General features: G+C 66.2%; 19 protein-coding genes. 8 read left to right on the forward strand and 11 right to left on the reverse strand.

Annotated features, from left to right (window positions below; genetic code table 11):
- Positions 1-61: 61 nt before the first annotated feature.
- Positions 62-652, forward strand: coding sequence for a LysE family translocator (locus HAV18_RS13655; RefSeq protein ID WP_166956450.1), 591 nt, complete (start codon positions 62-64; stop codon positions 650-652).
- Positions 653-886: 234 nt separating this feature from the next.
- A complete protein-coding gene (locus HAV18_RS13660) occupies positions 887-1,978 on the forward strand; it encodes a purine nucleoside permease (protein WP_166956453.1) in 1,092 nt (363 codons plus the stop codon).
- Positions 1,979-2,093: 115 nt separating this feature from the next.
- Here the strand turns inward: HAV18_RS13660 and HAV18_RS13665 are convergent, their stop codons facing one another.
- The 4 genes from HAV18_RS13665 to ceoR all read right to left on the reverse strand — a co-directional run bounded on the left by HAV18_RS13665 (position 2,094) and on the right by ceoR (position 6,000).
- Positions 2,094-2,852 carry a hypothetical protein gene (locus HAV18_RS13665; RefSeq protein ID WP_166956455.1) on the reverse strand — a complete coding sequence of 253 codons (759 nt, stop codon included), beginning with the start codon at positions 2,850-2,852 and terminating at the stop codon, positions 2,094-2,096.
- 12 nt (positions 2,853-2,864) lie between these two features.
- Positions 2,865-3,476, reverse strand: coding sequence for a M35 family metallo-endopeptidase (locus tag HAV18_RS13670; protein ID WP_243771621.1), 612 nt, complete (start codon positions 3,474-3,476; stop codon positions 2,865-2,867).
- Positions 3,477-4,220: 744 nt separating this feature from the next.
- Complete coding sequence (locus HAV18_RS13675; protein WP_166956461.1) at positions 4,221-4,514, reverse strand: DUF4148 domain-containing protein; 294 nt, start codon at positions 4,512-4,514, stop codon at positions 4,221-4,223.
- A 481-nt stretch (positions 4,515-4,995) separates the two neighbouring features.
- A complete protein-coding gene (ceoR, locus tag HAV18_RS13680; protein ID WP_166956464.1) occupies positions 4,996-6,000 on the reverse strand; it encodes a putative multidrug efflux transcriptional regulator CeoR in 1,005 nt (334 codons plus the stop codon).
- Between the two features lie 174 nt (positions 6,001-6,174).
- On the opposite strand from ceoR, the gene HAV18_RS13685 reads away from it, so the two are divergent.
- Genes HAV18_RS13685 through opcM form a run of 4 tightly spaced genes read left to right on the forward strand, consistent with a single transcriptional unit; the run spans position 6,175 to position 13,077 of the window.
- Entirely contained in the window at positions 6,175-7,035 is an 861-nt protein-coding gene (locus HAV18_RS13685; protein ID WP_166956466.1) for an alpha/beta hydrolase, read from the forward strand.
- Positions 7,036-7,067: 32 nt separating this feature from the next.
- The gene (gene ceoA / locus HAV18_RS13690) at positions 7,068-8,285 is read left to right on the forward strand and encodes a multidrug efflux RND transporter periplasmic adaptor subunit CeoA (RefSeq protein ID WP_166956469.1); all 1,218 of its coding nucleotides are present in this window, start codon (positions 7,068-7,070) and stop codon (positions 8,283-8,285) included.
- 45 nt (positions 8,286-8,330) lie between these two features.
- Positions 8,331-11,531: a multidrug efflux RND transporter permease subunit CeoB gene (ceoB, locus tag HAV18_RS13695; RefSeq protein ID WP_166956472.1), complete on the forward strand. Its 3,201-nt coding sequence runs from the start codon at positions 8,331-8,333 to the stop codon at positions 11,529-11,531.
- Positions 11,532-11,541: 10 nt separating this feature from the next.
- Positions 11,542-13,077 carry a multidrug efflux transporter outer membrane subunit OpcM gene (gene opcM / locus HAV18_RS13700; RefSeq protein ID WP_166956475.1) on the forward strand — a complete coding sequence of 512 codons (1,536 nt, stop codon included), beginning with the start codon at positions 11,542-11,544 and terminating at the stop codon, positions 13,075-13,077.
- A 111-nt stretch (positions 13,078-13,188) separates the two neighbouring features.
- On the opposite strand, the gene HAV18_RS13705 is transcribed toward opcM, so the two are convergent.
- Positions 13,189-13,785 (reverse strand): TetR/AcrR family transcriptional regulator, encoded by a 597-nt coding sequence (locus tag HAV18_RS13705; protein ID WP_166956478.1) that lies wholly within the window; start codon positions 13,783-13,785, stop codon positions 13,189-13,191.
- 127 nt (positions 13,786-13,912) lie between these two features.
- On the opposite strand from HAV18_RS13705, the gene HAV18_RS13710 reads away from it, so the two are divergent.
- Complete coding sequence (locus HAV18_RS13710; protein WP_166956481.1) at positions 13,913-14,344, forward strand: Tautomerase enzyme; 432 nt, start codon at positions 13,913-13,915, stop codon at positions 14,342-14,344.
- A 74-nt stretch (positions 14,345-14,418) separates the two neighbouring features.
- Here the strand turns inward: HAV18_RS13710 and HAV18_RS13715 are convergent, their stop codons facing one another.
- Positions 14,419-15,309, reverse strand: coding sequence for a LysR family transcriptional regulator (locus HAV18_RS13715; RefSeq protein ID WP_166956484.1), 891 nt, complete (start codon positions 15,307-15,309; stop codon positions 14,419-14,421).
- A gap of 98 nt (positions 15,310-15,407) precedes the next feature.
- Here HAV18_RS13715 and HAV18_RS13720 point away from each other — a divergent pair, with 98 nt between their 5' ends.
- Positions 15,408-15,848 (forward strand): PACE efflux transporter, encoded by a 441-nt coding sequence (locus HAV18_RS13720; RefSeq protein ID WP_166956487.1) that lies wholly within the window; start codon positions 15,408-15,410, stop codon positions 15,846-15,848.
- A 140-nt stretch (positions 15,849-15,988) separates the two neighbouring features.
- Here HAV18_RS13720 and HAV18_RS13725 read toward each other — a convergent pair whose 3' ends face one another.
- The 5 genes from HAV18_RS13725 to HAV18_RS13745 form a co-directional block, all read right to left on the reverse strand.
- Positions 15,989-16,840, reverse strand: coding sequence for an alpha/beta fold hydrolase (locus HAV18_RS13725; protein WP_166956490.1), 852 nt, complete (start codon positions 16,838-16,840; stop codon positions 15,989-15,991).
- 269 nt (positions 16,841-17,109) lie between these two features.
- Positions 17,110-17,439 (reverse strand): DUF3579 domain-containing protein, encoded by a 330-nt coding sequence (locus HAV18_RS13730; protein WP_166956493.1) that lies wholly within the window; start codon positions 17,437-17,439, stop codon positions 17,110-17,112.
- Positions 17,440-17,464: 25 nt separating this feature from the next.
- Positions 17,465-18,826, reverse strand: a complete 1,362-nt coding sequence (locus HAV18_RS13735; RefSeq protein WP_166956496.1) for a sigma-54 dependent transcriptional regulator — start codon at positions 18,824-18,826, stop codon at positions 17,465-17,467.
- On the reverse strand, positions 18,816-20,699 hold the full coding sequence (locus tag HAV18_RS13740) for an ATP-binding protein (RefSeq protein WP_166956499.1): 1,884 nt from the start codon (positions 20,697-20,699) through the stop codon (positions 18,816-18,818). Before HAV18_RS13740 ends, HAV18_RS13735 begins: the two co-directional genes overlap by 11 nt.
- A 115-nt stretch (positions 20,700-20,814) precedes the next feature.
- Entirely contained in the window at positions 20,815-22,179 is a 1,365-nt protein-coding gene (locus HAV18_RS13745) for a 2-hydroxycarboxylate transporter family protein (RefSeq protein ID WP_166956502.1), read from the reverse strand.
- Between the last annotated feature and the right edge of the window lie 233 nt (positions 22,180-22,412).

Below are 22,412 nucleotides of genomic sequence, written 5' to 3' on the forward strand. Positions count from 1 at the left end.
CACAGCGGATTATTGTGCGGTCGCTAGAATCGATGCCTTCCATCGAAGGCATCGACGACCGATGAACGATTTCCTGTTCGGGCTGATGATCGCGCTGTCGGTCGGGCCCGTCGCGCTGATGATCGCGAACTACGGGATGCGCGCCGGCACCGCCAGCGGCGTGCGCGCGGCGGTGGGTGTCGCGACGGCCGACGGCTGCTATGCGGTCGTCGCGTTCACGCTCGGCGCGATGCTCGCGAGCACGCTCGCGGCGCACCTGTCGCTGTTTCGTCTGGTCGGCGCGCTCGTGCTGCTCGCGATGGGGGCGCGGATGCTGTGGCAGGCGCTGCGGGATCGCCGCCGCACGCTCGACGGCGAAGCGCGGCCGCCGGGCAGTCGCCCGTTTGCATCGATGTTCTTCGTCACGCTGGCGAATCCGCTGACGATCCTGTTGTTCTACGGGTATGCAACGGCCGCCGCCGGCGCGCATCGGCACTGGCTGCTCGGTGCCGCGTGCGTGTTTGCAGGCAGCCTCGCGGGGCAGCTCGTGTTCGCATTCGGCGGCAGCGTGATCGGCCGCATCGTGAAGTCGCCGGGGTTGCTCGCGGCGAGCCATGTGGTCGCCGCGCTTGTCGTGCTGGGCTACGGGGTGGCGGGGCTGGCGCGGCTGTAGCGTTTGCCGGACGACGAGCGTGCAGGTGCGATCGACGTATCGTTGTCGATCAACCGGATAGTATTCCTGAAGGTATGCCGGCGCGCGGAGGGCATTTCATGTGCGATTCCCGCGCGCACCCGCACCCGCCGTCGTTTCGTAGTCGGGTTCCGCATCGGGCACGCCCGTTCTATACTCCGTCGCGCAGTCTACGAGAGCCGTTCTCACCCAACATCCTCGAAACAAGGAACGCCGATGCTGACTCGCTCCATTCTTTCCGCCGCTGCATTCTCGCTCGCAGCCTGTGCGACCGCGCCGTCGATCGCGCAGGACAACCAGGGCAACAACGCGGGCAACAACGCGGGCAACAATGCATTCGCCGAGACCGGTGCACAGGGCCGCCCGGTCAAGGTCATGATCATCACGATGTTCGGTCCGGAGGGCCAGGCATGGCTCGACCGGATCGGCCCGTGGCGCGACATCGCCGTGCCCGGCCTGTCGCCCGACTACCCGAACGTTCATTGCAACAAGCAGGACGTGTGCGTGGTCACGACCGGCATGGGCTACGCGAACGCGTCGGCGACGATCATGGCGCTCACGTTCTCGCAGCGCTTCGATCTGCGCCGCACGTATTTCCTGATCTCCGGCATCGCGGGTGTCGACCCTGCGCAAGGCACGGTCGGTTCGGCCGCTTGGTCGAAGTACCTCGTCGATTTCAGCCTGCAGTGGGAGCTCGATGCACGCGAGATTCCGGCCGGCTGGAATACCGGCTTTCTTGGCATCAACACGAAGAGCCCGAACGACAAGCCGCCGCTCGACTATCGCACCGAAGTGTTCCAGCTCAACCCGCAGCTGACCGACGCCGCTGTCGCGCTGTCGCGCAACGTCGTGCTCGCCGACAGTGCACAGGCGCAGGCCGCGCGCGCGAAGTTCACGTATGCGCCGGCGAACCGGCCGCCGACGGTGATCCAGTGCGATACGTCATCAGGCAACACGTGGTTCTCGGGCACGCTGATCGGCGAGCGCGCGCGCCAGTGGACGAAGATCCTGACCGACGGCAAGGGCACCTACTGCATGACCGCGCAGGAAGACAACGCGACGTATGAAGCGCTCAAGCGTGCAGCGAGCGTGAAGCGGGTCGACCTGTCGCGCGTCGCGTTGCTGCGCACCGGGTCCGATTTCGACCGGCCGTATGCGGGGCAGACGAGTGCCGACAACCTGCTGAACTACGCGGACCAGGGCGGCTTCGCCCCGGCGACCGAAAACCTGTATCGCGCGGGCAACCCGCTCGTGCAGGACATCGTGACGCACTGGGGCGAGTGGCGCGATGGGGTGCCGCGCCGCTGAGTTGATGTAGCGACGCGCGGGAGTCACTCGACTGATCGCGCGTGGTCGGGCTCCGGGCGATTCAGTGTCGCCCGGGGCAACCGGACCCCAGGCCCCGGGGGCCGGACGCAGGGACTCACCGCGTGGGCTGGGCGAGCTTGAGTTCAATTCGCGTATATTCAGGCCCCAATAGCTGCACAGTCGCGGTCTGGCCGCGCTCATCCGTCATTCCGATGTATTGCGCTGCGCTGGTGCTGATCCGATAGCAGATATGTGCGAGCGGCTTCTTGTATTCATCCCGTAAAAACAAGGTCTGGTTACGTGTGCGAGCGGTCCAGTGCTCCGATGTCGCGAAACGCGCTGGCGTGGGCTCCCTGTTGTCGTTGCACGTAAAGCGATTCGAGCCGGGCGCGGGGCCGGGGGTCTCGGGTGTCAGTGCGTAACTGGCGACGCCCGGTGTAGCAGGTGAATTGCAGAGACTCTGGCACCCGGCGGGCGGGCATTTGGGAACGAATTGAACCCAAAGCTGCTTTGCATCGTCGGGATCGAGCTTGCCGTTCCTGCGAGACACGATGCGCTCGCTGACGTAGATGTCTTCGTGCCGCATGCCCAGTTGCACGAGAAAGGACCTCATCCGGTCCCCACGTTGCCGCGCCAGTTGCATGGGGTTGTGTTCCGAATCGTAGGCCGCCGCCTCCACCGATGCCGTTGCACCTTCGCGCGTCCATTCCCTGGACGTCAGGTAATGCCTGACGACCGAGAGCCTGTCGGCATTGCTGATTTCGGATGAATTCATTGGCAGTTGCATGCCATCGGTCAGCAGGATCTTGCATGCATCCGCCTGTATCGGGAGTAACAGGACAGCGCTCAATATTGTCGGGAAAGCATGTCGCATGGGTTCTCCGATCTACCGCGCCAGAATGAACCAGGCGATATTGTCCGCATTGCTGATCGCCTTGTCCGGATGACGCCTCGCGAACTGGGCGCAAGCCGAACGCCCGTATGCGCCGGGATGGTCGTCCGCATCGAATGTGTCTGCAAAATGTGCGCATTCGTGAACGATCGTCAGTTGCTGCGACGAGAGATTGCCGGCCGATCGTTGAGGCAGTGAGCAAAAAGGGAGATTGATGGCGATGGTATGGGTTGACGTGTCCGGACGACAGACGTGTGCGACCTCGGCGTCGACATGCTTCGTGTTCGGCAGACATCCTGTTGCGCGATCGGCCTCGGAGCCGATGCGGACGAAGTTTCGTGGGCCGAGACTAGCCATTACGCTGGCCAGCGCGCCGAGTCCCAATATCAGCCTTCGTGTCGTATCGAAATGCGCCGAGCCGAACCACTCGACAACCCGAGCTTCAGTGGCGGGGCTCCATCGAACCAAATCCCTCCGGCGCTGCTCGGTGATCGTCACCGCCTCGTCTCGCAATTCAAGTATTCGTTTCCTGAACTCCGAATCCGGCATGCTCGGGCATATCGTGGGCACGCCGAGCGATACACCCGGCTCTGACGACGTAGTCATGGGTACTCTCCGCATGGAACTTGTTGGGAGTGCTCATGCTAGGCATCAGGCGTCGACCGTCAGCGCGCCAAATTGCCGTTGACGAGGTGAACAAATCTTGGGAAGTGTGAATCGGGAGGAGCGCAAGCTCCCAAACCTCTCGCAACGAAGAGGTGTGCGTTCACAGGCTCAACCTGAGTGGCGGTTGCACCGAACTGCCTGGACTTGCCGTGTGCGCTCGTTAGAGCGTCGAGTGTTACGTCACAGCATGATCCGGCATATGAATGCCCCCGTGTCAATTGACGTGTCGGGTATTGGCACGACTTGGTTGCTGGATTTCCAGCGGGCAACGTCACGAATCGTGTCGCTGCGATGGATGTCGTGGCAGCAGCATCGGCTCGACGCGGACACGTCGAAGCGACAAGGGAAAATCTGCTCGCTGCCGAGCGCGTGAAACCATCATCACGCCGGCAACCTGCTCATGCAGGACATCGTCACGCACTGGAGCGAATGGCGCGACGGCGTGCCGTGTCGTTGACGGCCGCCGGATGAGGGCCCGGCGGCAGAGAGGTCAATGCGCGTGCGGGGCCGAACGGAACGGCGTCCACACCGGCGTGGTGTCGTCCCAGTGATCGAGCGGCGAAGGAAGTTGATCGTTCATCATGTGCTCCTGCAACTAACTATCTAGCTGAATGACTCGGCGAGTCGTCGAGAGGGGAATCGCGACGCCGTGCACGGGGCAACCCGTTGCACGGCGTTGCGCGTTTACCGGCCTCCGCCGGCGAGCTGGTTGCTTTCCGGCATCGAGCGATACGGGCCTTGCGCCAGTTCGAGCCCTTGCGGATACGAATTTGCCTTGCGCAGGTAGGCGAGCGTGCCGTCCTTGCGTGCTTGCTCGACTTCCGCGTTCACTTCGGCGCGCGTGCGCGGGCCGTAGTGCTGCGAGTACCACGACGTATTGCCGTAGTCGCCAGCGTGCGGCGTGCCCGAATCGGCGAAGGCCGGAGCGGACACGGCGAGCGTAAGCGCGAGGGCGGAGAGAAGATGGCGGCGGTTCATGGTGTAGCTCCTGTGTCGATATGAGTTAGCGCTTCAGCGCTTACTCAGATCCCATGCTTTGCGCAGTCGGAGTTGGCGCTTCGGCGCTTACTCCGGTCCCATCAAGCGGGATCTGTTCGATGCGCAACGAGGTGCGCGACAGGGTTTACTCTAGGTATCTGTTCCGTCGCGATAAATGCGGCAGATGCGAATTGAATTGTCGCGTCAGTGGAACAATCGACATCCGCACGCGTGGCAGGGTTATGCGGAAATCGCTCAAACCCGCTTGCAGTGGGCCTCGCAAGGGTGCGGCGACGGCGCGTAACGACGCATGCGAACGATTGCGTCGCACTGCACAAAGGTTTGCTGCGGATTCGGGAAGGATCTGGCGCGCCGGGCGGGAGCGTGGCGCGGAGGCGGGACGACGCGCCGGCCTCGCAGCCCGCGCGTCTGGTTCAGGTGCGCAATTCAGTCGCGCGGTTCAGCCGCGCGGTTCAGTCGCTTACGCGACCCACTCGTTGATGACCGGCGTGTCGAGCACCGGCGCGCGTTCGGCTTCCTCGAACGTACGCTTGCTGCACGTTGCGTCGAGGCTGCCCTTGCCGCTCAGCAGCGGGCAACGGTCGAACACCTCGGCGACCCAGTCGACGAATACGCGCACTTTCGGCGACAGATGACGGCTGTGCGGATACACGACGGAGATCGGCATCGGCAGCGGCTTGACGCCGGGCAGCACTTCCTTGAGCCGGCCTTCGCGCAGATGCGGCAGCACCATGAAGAGCGGCGGCTGGATCAGCCCGAAGCCTTCGATCCCGCAGGTCACGTACGCATCGGCGTCGTTCACCGACACGATGCCCTCCATCTTCATCTCGACTTCCTCGCCGCCGGTCAGGAACGTCCAGTCGATCGTGCGGCCGGTGCGGCTCGAGAAGTAGTTGACTGCCTTGTGCTGGCTCAGGTCGTCGATCGTTTTCGGCTCGCCGTGGCGCGCGAGATAGTCGGGCGACGCGACCGTCACGCATTCGAACAGGCCGACCCGGCGCGCGACGAGCGACGAGTCCTGCAGTGCGCCGACGCGGATCACGCAATCGACACCTTCCTGCAGCAGGTCGACCGGCCGGTCGGACAGGCCGAGCTGCAGGTCGATGTCCGGGTAGCGCGTATGAAATTCGCACAGCGACGGAATCACGAGCAGCCGCCCGATCGAACCCGGCATGTCAATACGCAACTTTCCGTGCGGCTTCCGGTTGTTCGCCTGGAAGCTCGCCTCGGTTTCCTCGACGTCTGCGAGGATCCGCACGCATCGTTCGTAGTATGCGGCGCCGTCCGGCGTGAGCGACAGCCGGCGCGTGGTCCGGTGCATCAGCCGCACACCGAGGAATGCTTCGAGATTCTGGATGATCGTCGTGACGGACGCCCGCGGCAAGCTGAGCGTTTCTGCTGCCTTGGTGAAGCTGCTTGTATCGACGACGCGAGTAAACACCTGCATGGCCTGAAGCCGGTCCATCACAACCTCCGCAATCTAATTTGCCGCCGGAACAACAAGGCTGCGCTACCTCGTGGGTAAACGCAGCCTCGGATTGTTCGGGGGCGTTGAATTGTGTTGCCGGATTATAGGCATTTATCCCAATGTCTGCCGGACCCAGAATTCGTTCCATCTCGAAATGGATGCTGCATCGTCATGGACGCTTCTGAATTCAGCAAATTCCTGAAAGCCGCGTTGCCCGCGCAAGCCACGGCGGGCGCGGCGCTGACGGTCGCCGAAGTGGAAATTCCCGGCTACGCGCAGGACATCGTGCTGCGCCTCTACCGGCGCCCGGACAAAACCGGGTTGCCAGTAGTGCTTTATTTCCACGGCGGCGGCTTCGTTCGCGGTTCGCTCGAAGACGCCGATTTCGCCGCGCGTTTTTTAGCAGAACGCTTACCAGCTCTCGTAGTGTCGGTCGATTATTCGCTCGCGCCGGCCTATCCCTTTCCGGCCGCGCCGGAGGATGCGTATCGCGCTGCCGTGTGGGCCGCGACGCGCGCCCGCGCGTTCGGCGGCAACCCGAAGAAGATCGGTGTCGCCGGCCATGATGCCGGTGGCCAGCTCGCGAACTGCCTGGCATTCATCGCACGTGACCGCGGTGAAGTGTCGATCGTCGCGCAGGCGCTGTTCGGGCCGATGCTCGACCCGAGCATGACGCGCATCGGCGACGCCGAGCGCCTCGCCTCCGACATCACCGCGCGCGAATGCGCGGCATGCTATCGCGCGTATCTGCCGCAGGCCGCACAACGCATGCATCCGTACGCGGCGCCGCTCGAATCGGTGCGCCTCGCGGGCCTTCCGCCGACGCTCGTCGTCACCGCGCAGAACGACGTGCTGCACGTCGAGGCGGAGAAATATGCGGGCTGCCTGATCTCGTCGGGCGTGCTCACGCAGGTGATCCGCTATCCGGACATCACGCACGCCGCGCTCGCGACGCACGAAGCCGCCTTCGAGGAAGCCGTGCGCTTCTTCCAGTGCCGCTTCCAGGCGCGCCAGCCGAACCGTTCCGAATAACCAAAACCAATCCACGTTTACTGGAGATCCACATGGCCATCCTACGCACCTCCCGCTCGCGAATCGCCACCGCGGCGATCGTGACGCTCGCCGTCGTCGGCCTCGGAACGTTCGGCGCGATGCGCGTGAACGCGAACGCGCCCGAGAAATCGGCAGCGCCGCTTCCCGAAGTCGATGTCGCGACCGTCGTGCCGCAGACCGTCACCGACTGGCAGAGTTATTCGGGCCGCCTCGAAGCGGTCGAGAAGGTCGACGTGCGCCCGCAGGTGTCGGGCACGATCGTCGCGGTGAATTTCAAGGACGGCGCGCTCGTGAAGAAGGGCGACGTGCTGTTCGTGATCGATCCGCGCCCGTACCAGGCCGAAACCGATCGCGCGGCCGCGCAGCTCGCGGCCGCGCAGGCGCGCAACGGCTACGCGCAGACCGACTGGCAGCGCGCGCAGCGGCTGATCGGCGACAACGCGATCGCAAAGCGCGACTACGACGAGAAGCAGAACGCGGCGCGCGAAGCGGCGGCGAACCTGAAGGCCGCCGACGCTGCGCTGGAAACGGCGCGCATCAACCTCGGCTATACGCGGATCACCGCGCCTGTTTCGGGCCGCGTGTCGCGTGCGGAAATCACGCTCGGCAACGTCGTGTCGGCCGGCGCGTCGGCCGCGCCGCTCACCACGCTGGTGTCGGTGTCGCCGATCTACGCGTCGTTCGACGCGGACGAACAGACCTACCTGCAATACATCAACGGCGCGCGCAACGGCCGCAAGGTGCCGGTCGAGCTCGGCCTCGCGAACGAAACCGGCTACTCGCGCAGCGGCGAGATCGACTCGGTCGACAACCGGCTCGACACGTCGTCGGGCACGATCCGCGTGCGCGCGCGCTTCGACAACACGGACGGTGCGCTCGTCCCGGGCCTGTACGCACGCGTGAAGGTGGGCGGCAGCGCGCCGCACGAGGCGCTGCTCGTCGACGACGCGGCGATCAACACCGACCAGGACAAGAAGTTCGTGTTCGTCGTCGACCAGCAGGGCCGCGTGTCGTACCGCGAAGTACAGCAGGGGATGCAGCACGGCAACCGGCGCGTGATCGTGAGCGGCCTCGCGGCAGGCGATCGCGTGGTGGTGAACGGCACGCAGCGCGTGCGCCCCGGCGAACAGGTGAAGCCGCACATGGTCCCGATGACGGGCGGTGACGCGCCGTCCGCGCCGCTGGCGGACAACGCGAAGCCGGCCGCACCGGCGAAGGCGGATTCGTAAGCGGCCCGCCGCTTCGCATCCGCGTTCAACCAGACAGAGTCACACATGAACATTTCAAAATTCTTTATCGACCGGCCGATCTTCGCAGGAGTCCTATCGGTGATCATCCTGCTCGGCGGGGTGATCGCGATGTTCCTGCTGCCGATCTCGGAGTATCCGGAAGTCGTGCCGCCTTCCGTGATCGTGAAGGCGCAGTACCCGGGCGCGAACCCGAAAGTGATCGCCGAGACGGTCGCGTCGCCGCTTGAAGAGCAGATCAACGGCGTCGAGGACATGCTCTACATGCAGTCGCAGGCGAACAGCGACGGCAACATGACGATCACCGTCACGTTCAAGCTCGGCACCGATCCGGACAAGGCCACGCAGCTCGTGCAGAACCGCGTGAACCAGGCGCTGCCGCGCTTGCCGGAAGACGTGCAGCGGCTCGGCATCACGACGGTGAAGAGCTCGCCGACGCTGACGATGGTGGTCCACCTGATCTCGCCGGACAACCGCTACGACATGACCTACCTGCGCAACTACGCGCTGATCAACGTGAAGGATCGCCTGTCGCGGATCCAGGGCGTCGGCCAGGTGCAGCTGTGGGGTTCGGGCGACTACGCGATGCGCGTGTGGCTCGATCCGCAGAAGGTCGCGCAGCGCGGGCTGTCGGCCGAGGACGTCGTGCAGTCGATCCGCGAGCAGAACGTGCAGGTCGCGGCCGGCGTGATCGGCGCATCGCCGTCGCTGCCCGGCACGCCGCTGCAGCTGTCGGTGAACGCGCGCGGCCGCCTGCAGACGGAAGACGAGTTCGGCGACATCGTCGTGAAGACGACGCCGGACGGCGGCGTCACGCGCCTGCGCGACATCGCGCGGATCCAGCTCGACGCGTCCGAATACGGGCTGCGCTCGCTGCTCGACAACAAGCCGGCCGTCGCGATGGCGATCAACCAGTCGCCGGGCGCGAACTCGCTGCAGATCTCGGACGAAGTGCGCAAGACGATGGCCGAGCTGAAGCAGGACATGCCGGCGGGCATCGACTACAAGATCGTCTATGACCCGACGCAGTTCGTGCGCTCGTCGATCAAGGCCGTCGTGCACACGCTGCTCGAAGCGATCGCGCTGGTCGTGATCGTCGTGATCGTGTTCCTGCAGACCTGGCGCGCGTCGCTGATTCCGCTGATCGCGGTGCCGGTGTCGATCATCGGCACATTCTCGCTGCTGCTCGCGTTCGGGTATTCGATCAACGCGTTGTCATTGTTCGGGATGGTGCTCGCGATCGGGATCGTGGTCGACGATGCGATCGTGGTGGTCGAGAACGTCGAGCGCAACATCGAGAGCGGGATGAACGCTCGGGCGGCGACCTACAAGGCGATGCAGGAAGTGAGCGGGCCGATCATCGCGATCGCGCTGACGCTGGTCGCCGTGTTCGTGCCGCTGGCATTCATGTCGGGCCTGACCGGCCAGTTCTACAAGCAGTTCGCGATGACCATCGCGATCTCGACGGTGATCTCTGCGTTCAACTCGCTGACGCTGTCGCCGGCGCTGTCCGCGATCCTGCTGAAGGGCCATGGCGAGAAGGAAGACTGGCTCACGCGCGTGATGAACCGCGTGCTCGGCGGGTTCTTCCGCGGCTTCAACAAGGTGTTCCATCGCGGCGCGGAGAACTACGGCCGCGGCGTGCGCGGTGTGCTGTCGCGCAAGACGGCGATGCTGGGCGTGTACCTCGTGCTGGTGGGCGCGACCGTGCTGGTGTCGAAGGTCGTGCCGGGCGGCTTCGTGCCCGCGCAGGACAAGGAATACCTGATCGCGTTCGCGCAGCTGCCGAACGGTGCGTCGCTCGACCGTACCGAGAAGGTGATCCGCGACATGGGCTCGATCGCGCTGAAGCAGCCGGGTGTCGAGAGCGCGGTGGCGTTCCCGGGGCTGTCGGTGAACGGCTTCACGAACAGCTCGAGCGCGGGCATCGTGTTCGTCACGCTGAAGCCGTTCTCGGAACGGCACGGCAAGGCGCTGTCGGCCGGCGCGATCGCGGGTGCGCTGAACCAGCAGTACGGCGCGATGAAGGACTCGTTCGTCGCGGTGTTCCCGCCGCCGCCGGTGCTGGGCCTCGGTACGCTCGGCGGGTTCAAGATGCAGATCGAGGATCGCGGCGCGGTTGGCTACGCGCGGCTCGCGGATGCGACCAACGATTTCATCAAGCGCGCGCAGCAGGCGCCGGAACTCGGCCCGCTGTTCACGAGCTACCAGATCAACGTGCCGCAGCTCAACGTCGATCTCGACCGCGTGAAGGCGAAGCAGCTCGGCGTGCCGGTGACCGACGTGTTCAACACGATGCAGGTGTATCTCGGCTCGCTGTACGTGAACGACTTCAACCGCTTCGGGCGCGTGTATCAGGTGCGCGTGCAGGCCGATGCGCCGTTCCGCCAGCGCGCGGACGACATCCTGCAGCTGAAGACGCGCAACGACAAGGGCGAGATGGTGCCGCTGTCATCGCTGGTCACGGTGACGCCGACGTTCGGCCCGGAAATGGTCGTGCGCTACAACGGCTACACGGCGGCCGACATCAACGGCGGCCCGGCGCCGGGCTTCTCGTCGGGTCAGGCGCAGGCCGCGATCGAGCGCATCGCGCATGAAACGCTGCCGCGCGGCGTGCGGTTCGAATGGACCGACCTCACGTACCAGCAAATTCTTGCAGGCGATTCGGCGATGTATGTGTTCCCGATCAGCGTGCTGCTCGTGTTCCTCGTGCTCGCCGCGCTGTATGAAAGCCTGACGCTGCCGCTCGCGGTGATCCTGATCGTGCCGATGAGCATCCTGTCGGCGCTCACGGGCGTGTGGCTCACGCAGGGAGACAACAACATCTTCACGCAGATCGGCTTGATGGTGCTGGTGGGGCTGTCGGCGAAGAACGCGATCCTGATCGTCGAGTTCGCGCGTGAGCTCGAACATGACGGCAGGACGCCGCTCGAGGCCGCGATCGAGGCGAGCCGGCTGCGGCTGCGCCCGATTTTGATGACGTCGATCGCGTTCATCATGGGCGTGGTGCCGCTCGTCACGTCGACGGGCGCCGGTTCGGAAATGCGCCATGCGATGGGTGTCGCGGTGTTCTTCGGGATGCTCGGCGTGACGCTGTTCGGGCTGATGCTGACGCCGGTGTTCTACGTCGTGCTGCGTACGCTCGCGGGCGGGAAGATCCACGTCGCCGGCAAGGACTCGGCGGGTTATGGCGTGACGCCCCCCGGCGTACCGGCTCCGGATGCTTGAGGATAAAAAGATGGACTACATGCACAACACGAACGGCCTGATGCGCTTCGCGAAGGTGGCGGCCGCGAGCACCCTGCTCGCGACGCTGCTCGCCGCGTGCGCGGTGGGGCCCGACTACAAGCGCCCGGATGTGTCGACGCCCGCCGCGTTCAAGGAAGCGCCGACGCTCGCCGCAGGCGAACAGGCCGGCACGTGGAAGACGGCCGAGCCTTCGGACGGCGAACACCGCGGCGAATGGTGGAAGGTGTTCGGCGACCCGGTGCTCGATTCGCTCGAGACGCAGGCACTCGCCGCGAACCAGAACCTGAAGGCCGCGGCCGCGCGCGTCGAGGAAGCGCGTGCGGCGACGCGTACCGCGCGCTCGCAATGGTTCCCGCAGGTCGGTGCCGGCTTCGGGCCGACGCGCGAAGGGTTGTCGTCGGCGTCGCAGTTCCAGCCGCAGGGCACGGGCCCGACCAATGCGACGCTGTGGCGCGCGCAGGGTACGGTGTCGTACGAAGCCGACCTGTTCGGCCGTGTCGGCCGCAACGTCGAGGCGTCGCGTGCCGACCAGGCGCAGAGCGAAGCGCTGTTCCGTTCGGTGCAGCTCGCGCTGCAGGCGGACGTCGCGCAGAACTACTTCGAACTGCGCCAGCTCGATTCCGACCAGGATCTGTACCGCCGTACGGTGGAGCTGCGCGACCAGGCACTGAAGCTCGTGCAGCGCCGCTTCAACGAAGGCGACATCAGCGAACTCGACGTGTCGCGCGCGAAGAACGAGCTGGCCAGCGCGCAGGCCGATGCGGTCGGCGTCGCGCGCCGGCGTGCGGCGTCCGAGCATGCGCTCGCGATCCTGCTCGGCAAGGCGCCGGCGGATTTCGGGTTCAAGGAAACGCCGATCGTGCCGGTCGCGGTGAAGGTGCCGCCGGGCCTGCCGTCCGCGCTGCTCGAACGCCGTCCGGACGTATCGGCGGCCGAGCGTGCCATGGCGGCCGCGAACGCGCGGATCGGCCTCGCGAAGTCCGCGTACTTCCCGAAGCTCGATATCACCGGGGCGTTCGGTTATGAAGCGTCGACGCTCGGCAACCTGTTCCTGTGGTCGAGCCGTACGTTCCTGCTCGGGCCGTTCGCGGGCACTGCGCTGACGCTGCCGCTGTTCGACGGCGGACGCCGTGCGGCCGGCGTGCAGCAGGCGCGCGCGCAGTACGACGAGCAGGTCGCGAACTACCGGCAGCAGGTGCTCGTCGCGTTCCGTGAGGTCGAGGACAATCTCGCCGACCTGCGCCTGCTCGACGACCAGATCCGCGCGCAGGATGCGGCCGTCAATGCGTCGCGGCGCGCGGCGACGTTGTCGCGCACGCAGTACCAGGAAGGCGAGGTCGCCTATCTCGACGTGATCGACAGCGAGCGCTCGGTGCTGCAGTCGCAACTGCAGGCGAACCAGTTGACCGGCGCGCAGGCCGTATCGACCGTCAACCTGATCCGCGCGCTCGGCGGCGGGTGGGGTGCGGCACCGACGGCGGTCGGTGATGCGGCGTCCGTCAAGGCGGAGGTCGCCGCGCGTTGAAGCAGCGGCCCGCCAAGGGTCGTTCAAGCAGATGGCTGATATGGCTGATCGAAGAAGAACCCCGGTCCGTGGCAACGCGGACCGGGGTTTTTTATTGGCCGCTCGTGCGCGTCATGGCTGCTCCTCGGGCTTCACGTCCGTGCGCTCGGCGATGACCACCGCGTAGCGGCCGACCGCATCGGCGATGCGCTGCGCCAGTTCGGGATCGCGCACCGCGCGCGCGAGCGTGACGCCGCCCGACAGCAGCGCGAGAAATGCGATCGCGCGGTCGTCGTCGGGAGTGTCGCCCATCCCGGCCGACACGTCGTCGACGATCTGCCGCAGCGCTTGCTCATAGGCGTCGCGCGTCTCGTCGTCGGCGCGCATCACTTCCGGGGACAGGCTCGGCAGCGCACAGCTCTCGCCGAGTGCGCAGGTGCGCCGTGGCCCGAGGTAGAACGACACGAACGGGCGCCGCCAGCGCGCGCCGTGCTCGGCCTTGAACGTCGAGACGCCTTGCCGGAGCTGGTCGAGGCCATCAAGGACGACCTGCCGGAACGCTTCGCCCTTCGTCTTGAAATGCCCGTAGAACGCGCCGTTGGTGACGCCCGCCGCCTTCGTCAGCGGACCGATGCCGGAGCCGCCATAGCCTTCCTCGCGGAACAGGCGGCTCGCGGCCTCGAGGATGCGCGTGCGGGTTTCGTGTTTGTGCTCGACGGAATAACGCATGACAGGCTCGCTTCAGAGCGATCGCTCTTTATCGCTTGCATAGAGAGCGATCAGTGTCTAATGTATAGAGAGTGACTGGTATTTATATCACGTCACGATTCCGATGACCTGACCTGGAGAAAGTGCGATGCCGATTACGCTGACAGTATCCGAAGGGGTTTTCACGCAGGACGACGAGGGGCCGGTGTTTGCCGAGTTGACCGATGCGCTGCTGGACGTCGAAGGGTTGACCGGGAACGGCTTCCTGGCGCCGAACGTGGTGGGCACGCTCAACGTGCTGCCGCGCAACCGGACCTTCGTGCACGGCCGCGCGGAGCCCGCCGCGTTCGTCGAGCTGAAGCTGCCTGCCGTGGCGCTCGCGGCGCCCGACAAGCAGCGGCAATTCGTCGAACGAGCGACCGAGATCGTGCTGCATCGGGCGGGCGGGCGGCTGACGCCCGCGCAAGTGTGGGTGAACGTCGTGCATGCCGTCGATGGCGGATGGGGCATTGCCGGGCGACGGTACGACAACGCTTCGCTCGTCGATTCGATCCAGAGTGCGGCGGCTGCCTCGCATTAACTGCGATTAGCTGCAACTAACGGTCAAGCCCTCGGGCGTTGACCGACGGTGCGGCGGTACCGCCGCCGCACCGGTTACCTGCAGTCGCATGCAGTTCGCAGTGCGCGAATCAGTTCGCTCGCCGCTTTGCCGAGCCCCGTATGCTTCGGCCGCCGCAGGTACACGGGCAGTGGTAACCCGTTGCGGATGTTCTCGAACACGAGCGGCGCGAGTTCGCCGTTGGCGACGTACCCGCCGATCACCGATGCAGGCAGGTTCGCCCAACCGTGACCGGCCTTCACGAGCGCGATCGCGGTCGCCATGTCGGTCACTTTCCACGTGCGGTTGCCGATCAACGGCCGCACGTCGGTCAACGGCCGCTCCGGATCGGCGATCACGATCTGCCGGAAGCCCGACAGCCGCTCGATCGCTTCCGGATGCGCGCCTTCGGCGATCAGCGGATGGGCCGGCGCGGCGACGGCAATGAGCGTCTCGGTCCACAGCGCGTGGATCTGTTCCTGCGGATGGAGGTCGAGCCCGCAGTACGCCACACAGAGATCGACGGCGGCGCGATGCAGCGCGTCGACGATCGCGTCCTGCGGCGCCGTGACGACACTGACCGCGAGCGCCGGATACTTCGCGGCGACTGCCGCCAGCGCGCGGGCGACGGGCGCGCTGTCGATTTCGGCCGCGACGCCGAGCCGCAGCGTGTCTTCGACACCTTCCGACAAGTGCTGCGCGTGTGCGCGCAGCACCTGCAACTGCTCGGCGATCGAGCGCGCGTCGGGCAGCAGCGCGGCCATCGCGGCGGTCGGTGTCGGTTCGCGCGTGCCGCGGTCGAACAGTACGAGGTCGAGTTCGGCCTCGAGGTTCGCGATCGCCATGCTGATCGCCGACGGTGTGCGGCCGAGCGCACGCGCGGCCGCGGAAAACGAGCCTTTGTCGATGACGGTCAGCAGCATGTCGATGTGGTCGCTGGTCAGCATGCGCCGCCTCCTGTCAGAAAAATTGAAAGGACCTGACTTTGGCGGACGCAGGCCCGCTGATAGTCTCGCCACCTTGTTCGAGATGAAGGTGGATGGTCATGCAAGGGTGGAAGAGACGCGTAGTTTACGTCGTGATGTTCGAGGTGCTCGGCATTCTGGTCGCATCGTCGGTGCTCGGCATGCTGAGCGGCGCGAGCGCGGCGACGAGCGGCCTGTTGGGCGTGATGATCTCGACGACGGGCGTCACCGTCAATTTCCTGTACAACCTCGCGTTCGAGGCGTGGGAGCGGCGCAGCGCGGCGACGACGCGCACGGTCGGTCGCCGCGTGCTGCATGCGATCGGCTTCCAGGTCGCGCTCGTGACGTTCCTGATCCCGTTGATCGCGTGGTGGCTCGACGTGTCGCTGCTGCAGGCGTTCCTGTACGACGCGGTGCTGATCGTGTTCTTCCCGATCTTCACGTTCACGTACAACTGGGCGTTCGACAGCGTGTTCGGGCTGCCGGATGCGGTCACGCGCAAGGTCGAACCGGCGGCTTGATGCGGCGCGCAGCGTGCGTGACGAAACGGATGCGCCGACGACACACGCCGGCCGATGGAGAAGCGATGCGGGCAGTGCCCGCATCGTCTTGGGAGAGGCTTGCAGCAAGGCAGCTCTGAAGCTGCCTCATGCGACGGTACTTACGCGGCGACGAACTCGTGCACGAAGCGGTTGAACACGGCGGGGCTCGCCGCATTCATTCCGTGCGACGCACCGGCAACGGTCTGTCGTTGCGCATTGCCGATCCACTGCGACAGCGTGTCGACGTTGTTGCGGAACATCTTCGGGCTGCGCTGGCCGTCGATCAGCAGCGTGCGGCACGCGATATCGCCGGCCGTGTGCTGCGAGTACGCGGGCAGCGGGTCGCGCAGCTGCTTCGGCAGCGTGCTCGCGTTGTCGATCGCCATCGTGCGGAAGCGCGACGTGCTTTTCTTCCACGCGCCGGGCAGGCTCACGGAATCGACGAACATCTCGAGGCCCGATTCGACGTCGCCTTGCCCGATCAGGTTCACGGCCTTCGTGCGCAGCGCGAGTGCGGCGGCCGGCAGCGCGGCTTCGCGCACGCCCGCCTGTTGCAGCGGGCCGCCGGGATCGGCGAGCGTCAGCGACTCGACGAGGTGCGGATGCTGGCGCGCGACGTTGAACGCGACGCTGCCGCCGCGCGAGTGGCCGACCAGATGCACGGGGCCGAGATCGAGCGCGTCGATGAATTCGGCGAGCTCGTCGACGTGGTTCTGCCAGCTGAACTCGTCCTGGATGCCCGCTTCGACGGCCGGCCAGTAGTGGCTGAGGCTCGGCGCGATGCAGCGGTAGTGGGCCGACAGCGATGCAAGCTGCGGATCCCAGTAGCGGTAGTCGCACAGCGAGCCGTGCACGAACACCATCGGCGCACCGCTGCCCCGCTCGACATACGGCAGGCTGATGCCTGACGAAAGCGTCGCAAATTGCAGGTCGGGGTTCGCGAGCACGGACGGCTCGATTCGCATGTTCATGACTGAAAGACTCAAAGGTGCGTCAACACGACGCAACTATGCATCACGGCGACCTGCAAGGAAAACGCATAATTTTCATCGTGACGATCAATTTTATTGATGGCTCGGCCGCAAACCCTTGTCGGAGGGGGATGGGTGTCGATGCTTTCAATCATCTAACGATTGGTCGTGAAGCCGGACACGCCTGGAAAGGGCGTGTGACGGCCTGCGCTCCTTCGCATCGCAACCGGGAAAAGGGAAGGGCGCGAGCCGCGAAAGCGGCCCACGTTTCAGCGCACCGCCAATGCAGGCGCAGTCTGAAGTTCGACGGGAAGGTCGTTGTCGGCCGCGAACTGCATCGCGAAGTCGAATGCGTCCGCGCAGACGGTGCGCAATTCGTCCGACACGAACAGGCATTTGACGTTGCCGTCGACGACCGGCATCGCGAGTCGCGACAGCGCGCACGGATAGCCGGGCCGCCGCTCGCCGACGAACAGCGTGATGACGCCCGCGAGGCGCTCGGGCCAGTCGCTCGGCCGGAAGGTTTTCTGCGCGCGCGTGACGCCGCGGATCAGATGGCCGGTGACGCGGCCGTGTTCGGTGACTTCGATGCGATCCATGCTGTTCTGCGTATCCTCGTTCGCGTCATTCGCCGCCGTCGGCCGCCGCGTCACCGCGTGCGGGAATCCGCAGGTTGCGCAGCTTGTGATAGAGCGTTTTTTTCGGCATGCCGAGCGCAACGCTCGCATCCGCGACGTTGCCGTTGTGACGCTGCAGCATGTCCTCGATCAGCATCCGCTCGAAATACGCGAGCTGTTCCGCGAGCGTGCCGCCCACGGCCGGCGCTTCACCGGACGACAGCAGGCTGTCGCCGGTCAGCCCGAGCACGAAGCGGTCGGCCACGTTCTGCAGCTCGCGCACGTTGCCGGGCCACGCATGCGTCATCAGTTCGGATACCTGCGCAGCCGTGACGACCGGCGCAGGCTGCCCGAAGCGCCGTGCGGCCGCGAGCACGAAATGCTCGAACAGCAGCGGCACGTCTTCGCGCCGCTCGCGCAGCGGCGGCAGTTCGATCTGCGCGACGTTGAGGCGATACAAAAGGTCCGCGCGAAAGCGGCCGTCGGCCGCGAGCTCGGCAAGATCGGCCTTCGACGCGGCAACCACGCGGCAGTCGACCGGAATCAGCTCGTTCGCGCCGAGCCGCTCGACCACGCGCTCCTGCAGCACGCGCAGCATCTTGACCTGCAGTGGAACCGGCATCGTCTCGATCTCGTCGAGGAACAGTGTGCCGCCGTCCGCCCATTCGATCTTGCCGATGCGTTTCTTGATCGCACCGGTGAACGCGCCGGCCTCGTGGCCGAACAGCTCGCTTTCGAAGACCTGTTCGGGCAGGCCGCCACAGTTCAGCGCGACGAAGTGCGCGTCGCGCCGGCCGCCGAAGTCGTGCAGGCTGCGCGCGATCAGTTCCTTGCCGGTGCCCGTTTCGCCGGTGATCAGCACCGACACCGACGTACCGGCGAGGCGCAGGATCTTCTTGCGCACGTCGGCCATCGCGGGCGACTTGCCGAGCACGAACGCCTCGATGCCCTGCCAGTTGTTCAGCGCCGCGCGCAGGCCCTGCACCTCGAGCGTCAGGCGGCGCTTCTCGACCGCGCGCGCGACGCGCCCTGCGATCACGTCCGACGAGAACGGCTTCTCGATGAAGTCGTATGCGCCGACCTGCATCGCACCGACGGCTGTCGAGATATCGGCATGGCCGCTGATCAGCACGACCGGGATCTGCGCGTCGATGGCCATCACGCGATCGAGCAGTTGCAGCCCGTCGATGCCCGGCATCCGCACGTCCGACACGATCACGACCGGCGCGCCGGGCGCGACGTGATGAAGCGCGTCGGCGGCCGACGCGAATGCATCGACCGCGAAGCCGGCAAGCGCCACCGCCTGCTCGACGCCGATCCGGACGTTTTCATCGTCCTCGACGACCAGCACCCGAATCTCATCTTCCATGCTCTGTCCTTTGCAGCGTGGCCGCCGCGAATTCGATACTGAACTGCGCGCCGCCTTCGTCGCGGTTCGTCGCGGCGATCTTCGCGCCGAACGCCTCGACGATGCGCGACGTGATCGCGAGCCCGAGCCCGAGGCCCTGGCCGCGCGGCTTGGTCGTGACGAACGGCTCGAACAGGTGCGGCAGCACCTCGGGCGCGATGCCCGCGCCGCTGTCGGCGACCGTGAAGCGCACGCGGCCGGCGTCGTCCGGCCCGGTGGCCTCGATGACGATGCGGCGCACGGGCGCATCGTGCACCGCGTCGAGCGCGTTGCCGAGCAGGTTCACGATCACCTGCTGCAACTGGCTCGACTCGGCCGACACGGCGGTGCCGGGCGCGATGTTCACGTCGAGCCGCACGCCTTCGTCGCGAATCCGCGCATCGTAGATGAGCCGCGCATGCGCGACGGCCTCGTTCAGCGAGACCGCGACGCGCTCGACGTCCGGCTTGCGCGCGAAGGTCTTCAGCTCGCCGGTGAGCACGGCCATGCTGTCGACGAGCTTGCCGATCCGTTCGAGATTGGCGAGCGCCGGCGCCGGCTGGCCGCGCTCGAAGAAGGTGCGCGCGTTGTCGCACAGCGTGCGGATCGCGACGAGCGGCTGGTTCAGCTCGTGCGTCAGGCCGGCGGCCATCTGCCCGAGCACCGCGAGCTTGCCCGCATGCACGACTTCCTGCTGCGACGCGCGCAGCCGCTGCTCGGTGCGCTCGCGCTCGACGATCTCGCGCTGCATCTGTTCGTTCGCGGCCGTCAGCGCGGCCGTACGCTGCGCGACGGTCAGCTCGAGCCGGTCGTTCGCACGCCGCAGCGCGTCCTGCGCGTTCAGCCGCGCGACGATCGCGCGGCGGCGCTGGATCGCGTAGCCGGCCAGCAGCGCGGCGATCAGGAACGCGCCGGTGACGAACACGAAGGCCGTCTGCTGCTGGCGCCGCGCACCCGCGATGTCGAGCAGCACCATCAGCGAATCGCCGGTCTGCGGCGCGGGGCGTGACATCACGAGATAGCGCGTGGTGCGGCCGGTGTGCCGGGGATCGGGGAAGGTGCCGAACCACGAGGCCGCGCTGCGGTCGCCGATGCGGCGGTACGGCAGCGCGTCGACCGTGCGGCCCGCGTATTGTCGCGACGCCTGGATGTCGCGCTGCTGCTGCGCGGTGATCGGGCGCAGCGCGGTGAATTTCCACGCGGGTTCGGTCGAGATCACGACCACGCCGTTGCCGTCGACGACCATCGCGGCGACGCCCGGCGCGCGCCATGCGGATTCCAGCGGGTCGACGCTGATCTTCACGGCGGCCACGCCGATCGGCACGCCGTCGTCGCGCACCGCGCTGGCGAAGTAGACGCCCGGCACGCCGGTGTTGGTGCCGATGCCGAAGAAGCGGCCGCTGCCGCGCGCGAGCGCGTCCTTGAAATACGGCCGGTACGACACGTTGGTGCCGACGAAGCTGAGCGTCTCGTTCCAGTTGCTGGCGGCGATCACGTCGCCTTGCAGGTCGATCACGTCGACCGCGCCGCTGCCCGCGTCGCGGTTCACGGCTTCGAGGTAGGTGTTGACCGTGTGCACGAGCTCGGGGGCGTCATGCGGCGCGGCTTTCAGCATCGTGCGCACGCCGTCCTGCCGCGCGACCAGGCCGGGCAGGATCTCGAAGCGGCCGAGTTCGCTCTTCAGGCTCGACGCATACAGGTCGAGCCGGTGCGCGCCGGCTTCCTCGAGCGCGTCGATCGCGCGTTCCCACGCGAAATCAACGGCCGCGGCCGCCACGCACCCATACAGCACGCCGGCCGATGCCCAGCCCCACCACGGGATTCCCTTGAAGCTCTTCTGCACGTTCGCCCTCATCGAAGCCCGCAACCGGCCGCTCCGAACGACGCCCCGAACGACGCGCGCCGCGCGCCGGCAAGGCCGGCGGCGGCGCGTGCGAAGCGGCCGGCGCGACGGTGCGCGCGGCGGCGCGTCATCCGAAGTGTGCGATCAGGATCAGCGTGACCGTGACGACGATCGCACCGCCGATGCGGGTCGCGATCTGCGCGAACGGCATCAGCTGCATCCGGTTCGCGGCAGTCAGGATCGCGACGTCGCCGGTGCCGCCTTGCCCGCTGTGGCAGGCGTTCACGATTGCGGTGTCGATAGGGTACATCTTCATCAGGCGGCCGACCACGAAACCGGTGCCCATCAGCGTCGCGACGGTCGACACGATCGTGACGACGTTGACGATCGTGAACGCGGCGGTCAGCTTGTCCCACGGCGTCATCGCGACACCGATCGCGAACAGCAGCGGATACGTGACGGCGGTCGAGAAGAACTTGTAGACGACGAACGCGCCTTCCTGCAGCGGCGGCGACACCGCGCGCGCAAGCTTCACGAGCACCGCGAGGAACAGCATCGCGACCGGCGCGGGCAGGCCGAACAGCTTGAACGCCATCAGGCCGACGAGGTACAGCGTGATCGCCGTGATGCCGGCGCCCGCGATGTGCGTGACGTCGACGTGGCCGCGGATTTCTTCGCTTTCCGGCGTCATGTCACCCGATTCGCCGACCTGCAGGCGGCCGTTGCCGGTCAGGTGCGGCATGCGCTTGCCGAGCATGTCGAGCGCGCCCGACAGGATGATCGCGGTCAGGCTGCCGAGCATCACCGGCGGCAGCACCATCGCGAACATCTCGCCTTGCGGCAGGTGCATCAGTTCCGAATAGCCGATCGACAGCGGAATCGCGCCTTCGCCGACGCCGCCCGCCATGATCGGCACGACGATGTACAGCAGCGTGTGGCGCGCGCCGAGGCCGAGCGCGGTGCCCACCGCCGTGCCGACGATCGCGGCCGCGACCGAACCGGCGGCCAACGGGATGAAGATCTTCAGGAAGCCCTGGATCAGCACGCGGCGGTCCATGCTCAGGATGCTGCCGACGATGATCGACGCGATGAACAGGTACAGGAAGTTGGTCGACTTCGTGAATTCGACCGTCAGGTTCAGCACCGGCTTCGGCAGCAGGTGGTAGTACGTGAGCGCCGACGGCACGAAGGTCGCGAAGATCGCGGCCGCGCCGATGTTGCGCAACAGCGGCAGGCGCTTGCCGAGTTCCGCGCACGTGAAGCCGAAGAACGCGAGCACGGCGATCGCCATCGAGATCTCGCCGGGCACCTTGCCCGTCACCGCGAAACCGACGATCAGCGCGAGCAGGATGAAGTAGACGGGCAGCGGAATGATGCCGATGCGGATTTCCATCAGTTTCCACCAGCCTTCCGGCCAGAAGCGCTCGCGCGGGGTGGCGACGGCGTCGGAAGCCGGCTCCGGATGGGACGGGGTATGGATAGAGGTCTGCAAGACGTGTCTCCTGATGTTGGAATGCCTGCATGGCTTCGCGGCATCGTGTGCCGTCTATTACGCAACCCTCGTGCCAGGAATCCGGCCTGTCGCAGATTTTTTAATGCATTGATTTATAAGGCGTTTGTTTCGTCTGTGGAATGTGTGGCCCGACCGGCTGGCCGAGATTTCGGAATTCGCCCGGCGCCCTGGCCGAGATTTCGGCCACGCGGGATTCGGGCGCCCGGTCTGGC

Source organism: Burkholderia sp. D-99 (genome assembly GCF_011605345.1).
Lineage (GTDB): Bacteria > Pseudomonadota > Gammaproteobacteria > Burkholderiales > Burkholderiaceae > Burkholderia.

Bases quoted from the DNA above. Each gene is read 5' to 3' on its own strand.
- HAV18_RS13655 (WP_166956450.1), top strand. From the start codon at position 62: ATGAACGATTTCCTGTTCGGGCTGATGATCGCGCTGTCGGTCGGGCCC.
- HAV18_RS13660 (WP_166956453.1), top strand. From the start codon at position 887: ATGCTGACTCGCTCCATTCTTTCCGCCGCTGCATTCTCGCTCGCAGCC.
- HAV18_RS13665 (WP_166956455.1), bottom strand. From the start codon at position 2,852: ATGCGACATGCTTTCCCGACAATATTGAGCGCTGTCCTGTTACTCCCG.
- HAV18_RS13670 (WP_243771621.1), bottom strand. From the start codon at position 3,476: ATGACTACGTCGTCAGAGCCGGGTGTATCGCTCGGCGTGCCCACGATA.
- HAV18_RS13675 (WP_166956461.1), bottom strand. From the start codon at position 4,514: ATGAACCGCCGCCATCTTCTCTCCGCCCTCGCGCTTACGCTCGCCGTG.
- ceoR (WP_166956464.1), bottom strand. From the start codon at position 6,000: ATGGACCGGCTTCAGGCCATGCAGGTGTTTACTCGCGTCGTCGATACA.
- HAV18_RS13685 (WP_166956466.1), top strand. From the start codon at position 6,175: ATGGACGCTTCTGAATTCAGCAAATTCCTGAAAGCCGCGTTGCCCGCG.
- ceoA (WP_166956469.1), top strand. From the start codon at position 7,068: ATGGCCATCCTACGCACCTCCCGCTCGCGAATCGCCACCGCGGCGATC.
- ceoB (WP_166956472.1), top strand. From the start codon at position 8,331: ATGAACATTTCAAAATTCTTTATCGACCGGCCGATCTTCGCAGGAGTC.
- opcM (WP_166956475.1), top strand. From the start codon at position 11,542: ATGGACTACATGCACAACACGAACGGCCTGATGCGCTTCGCGAAGGTG.
- HAV18_RS13705 (WP_166956478.1), bottom strand. From the start codon at position 13,785: ATGCGTTATTCCGTCGAGCACAAACACGAAACCCGCACGCGCATCCTC.
- HAV18_RS13710 (WP_166956481.1), top strand. From the start codon at position 13,913: ATGCCGATTACGCTGACAGTATCCGAAGGGGTTTTCACGCAGGACGAC.
- HAV18_RS13715 (WP_166956484.1), bottom strand. From the start codon at position 15,309: ATGCTGACCAGCGACCACATCGACATGCTGCTGACCGTCATCGACAAA.
- HAV18_RS13720 (WP_166956487.1), top strand. From the start codon at position 15,408: ATGCAAGGGTGGAAGAGACGCGTAGTTTACGTCGTGATGTTCGAGGTG.
- HAV18_RS13725 (WP_166956490.1), bottom strand. From the start codon at position 16,840: ATGAACATGCGAATCGAGCCGTCCGTGCTCGCGAACCCCGACCTGCAA.
- HAV18_RS13730 (WP_166956493.1), bottom strand. From the start codon at position 17,439: ATGGATCGCATCGAAGTCACCGAACACGGCCGCGTCACCGGCCATCTG.
- HAV18_RS13735 (WP_166956496.1), bottom strand. From the start codon at position 18,826: ATGGAAGATGAGATTCGGGTGCTGGTCGTCGAGGACGATGAAAACGTC.
- HAV18_RS13740 (WP_166956499.1), bottom strand. From the start codon at position 20,699: ATGAGGGCGAACGTGCAGAAGAGCTTCAAGGGAATCCCGTGGTGGGGC.